General features: G+C 51.0%; 2 protein-coding genes and 1 tRNA gene. 2 read left to right on the plus strand and 1 reads right to left on the minus strand.

Annotated elements, in window-relative coordinates:
- Nucleotides 1-441 precede the first annotated feature (441 nt).
- Nucleotides 442-515 (minus strand) — tRNA-Gly (locus DOM57_RS20600).
- Nucleotides 516-909: 394 nt separating this feature from the next.
- On the opposite strand from DOM57_RS20600, the gene DOM57_RS20605 reads away from it, so the two are divergent.
- Nucleotides 910-1,545 carry a hypothetical protein gene (locus DOM57_RS20605; RefSeq protein WP_110651269.1) on the plus strand — a complete coding sequence of 212 codons (636 nt, stop codon included), beginning with the start codon at nt 910-912 and terminating at the stop codon, nt 1,543-1,545.
- Nucleotides 1,546-1,759: 214 nt separating this feature from the next.
- Nucleotides 1,760-2,194 (plus strand): helix-turn-helix domain-containing protein (locus tag DOM57_RS20610; protein WP_162619621.1); only part of this gene is annotated, 435 nt, incomplete at its 3' end.

The following is a 2,194-nucleotide window of genomic DNA, read 5'->3' on the forward strand; positions in this document are numbered from 1 at the left end:
CGGGGACCACCTCACCTTGGTTCCCCGGCCCTGAGCCGGGGATTTTTTTGCTGCCTAAGTTTTAGGCAGTTACGATGTGGTGATGGTTAAACTATATTCAATCAACATACCTTTTCTATCGACTAATTTTTCTTAACAAAACGATACTATTTGGCCGGTCATAGTTAATCTGGGTTGATTGGAATAATAGTCGCATAGTGCATGATGTTTTCATCAGGGCTAGGAAAGGCTCTGCAGGGAAGAAGGGGCAGGATGCCTTTACGCCAAGGAAGCGCGAACAGGACGTTCGCGGTAGCACGAAGGGACTCAGCGCTAATAAGCCCGACCGCTAGGTCGGGCTTTTTTTACTTGACTTATCAACTTATGCACAACTCAACGACTTGCCTGCACTCCGCCTCAGCGTGGCTGGCTCAAGATATATGAGAAAAGATAATAAAAGCATGGAGCGGGTGAAGGGAATCGAACCCTCGTCTTAAGCTTGGGAAGCTTCTGCTCTACCATTGAGCTACACCCGCGAAGGGGTTTCGATAATAAATCCAAAGACTTAGGCTTTGCAAGCCATCTCGAGCTCTTGATGGCTTACGGTCCGTAAGTGATTGTTTTTTTTGACTTGAATGCGTGATTGAAAGGCGCTGGCATGGGGGCGAGCCAATGGCCGCCACGCCATGGTCGGTACGATGAAGATTGAATGAACCGAATCTACGGCAGATACGATGAGCCTGACCTCGTAGGCTTGTTTGTAGCTTTCCGATCGCTATCTCCCAGTCGACTCGGTTTTTGATCTCGATCAAGTCGCCATTCTTGAAGCCAGCTAATTTTAGAAAATCGGTGTTTTCCCTTCCGGCCCTCGTGGCCGGTTTTTTTGGTGACATTCATACGGATTCTCGCCGAGCATGAAAGGAGCGTTCAGTGAATTGGTTATCACAGCATGGCTCGTCGATAACGGCGCTCACGAATATCGGTACATTGCTGGTCTGGCTCTTTTACGCTCAGTTATTGTACTTGAACTTCAGAAGGCAGCGTCAGCCAAAGATCATCATCAACCGTGGCGGCGGACGAAGCCTAAAGGCACGCTGTATAATCAGCAACATGAGCCCCGAAGCGATCTTCATTGAGCATATTATCGCTGTGTTGTATACCGATAAAGAAAGATATTCAAAAAACTTGACAGATGTCGAGGGGTTGGAAGAGTGCGACGATGTTAAAAATCAGCTTGTCGAGATGACGCGTCAAGGCCCGATGGGGTCGGGAAGCTACACCGACATCGGCTTTTTTGAGGATATCATTAGTCGTGTTTTAAAGGCTCACGGTATTCCTGCGGATGGTTGTAGAACAACCGATGGAACCGAGCTGAAGGCCATCGAACTGCGTATTATCGCAATCTACGGTAGTGAGGATACTCCAGTGGGCTCCTTGCGTAAATTCAATATAAAGATGGATGAACAGACCAGCGCCTTGATACCCACCAGTTGGATCACCCAACGCTATGCATCTCCGTTGCAGCGTCACAAGGTTCAGAAATGGATTCGGGAAATATGTGACTGAGAGTTTACACTATTCGGTTGGAGGGTTGGCAGCTTTGATGGGTCTTTTTTGATGGGTCTTTCAAGCGCCAGGTTTGGTTAACGTAGATAAAGTGTCCGCAGGAATTGCTCTTTTGCATATCGCTATACTCCTTCTACGCTGATAGTTGTCTAGCTGAGATAGGGCGGTCTCAATGACCAAGTGCAACACGTGAGCCATCAGGTACGGTGTTGCCATGAACCACTGCTATCGCCATCTTTCTGCTGAAGACCGGGCCGCCATCATGATGATGCGAGCCACGCATTCGATCCGGGCCATTGCCGCTCACCTGGGTCGTGCGCCGAGCACCGTGTCGCGAGAAATTGCTCGCCATACGGTCGACCCCATCAAGGGCTACGATGCCGGCTTGGCGGGTTATCGGGCTCGTCTGACGCGACATCGGCCACGCCAGCGTCCCAAGCTGCACCCAGACGGGGAGCTCTTCGAGGTGGTGGTCCACCTGCTGCGCAAGTACTGGTCACCGCAACAGATAGCCCGCACACTGAAGCGCATGTCACCCAACGATTCACGTCGGCAGGCCTCGCATGAGGCCATCTACAACGCGCTCTATGTGATGCCCCGCGGCAGTCTCAAGAAAGAGCTCATCGCCTGCCTGCGGCAGGGCAACGGC

Source organism: Salinicola peritrichatus (assembly GCF_003206715.1).
GTDB classification, from domain to species: Bacteria; Pseudomonadota; Gammaproteobacteria; order Pseudomonadales; family Halomonadaceae; genus Salinicola; species Salinicola peritrichatus.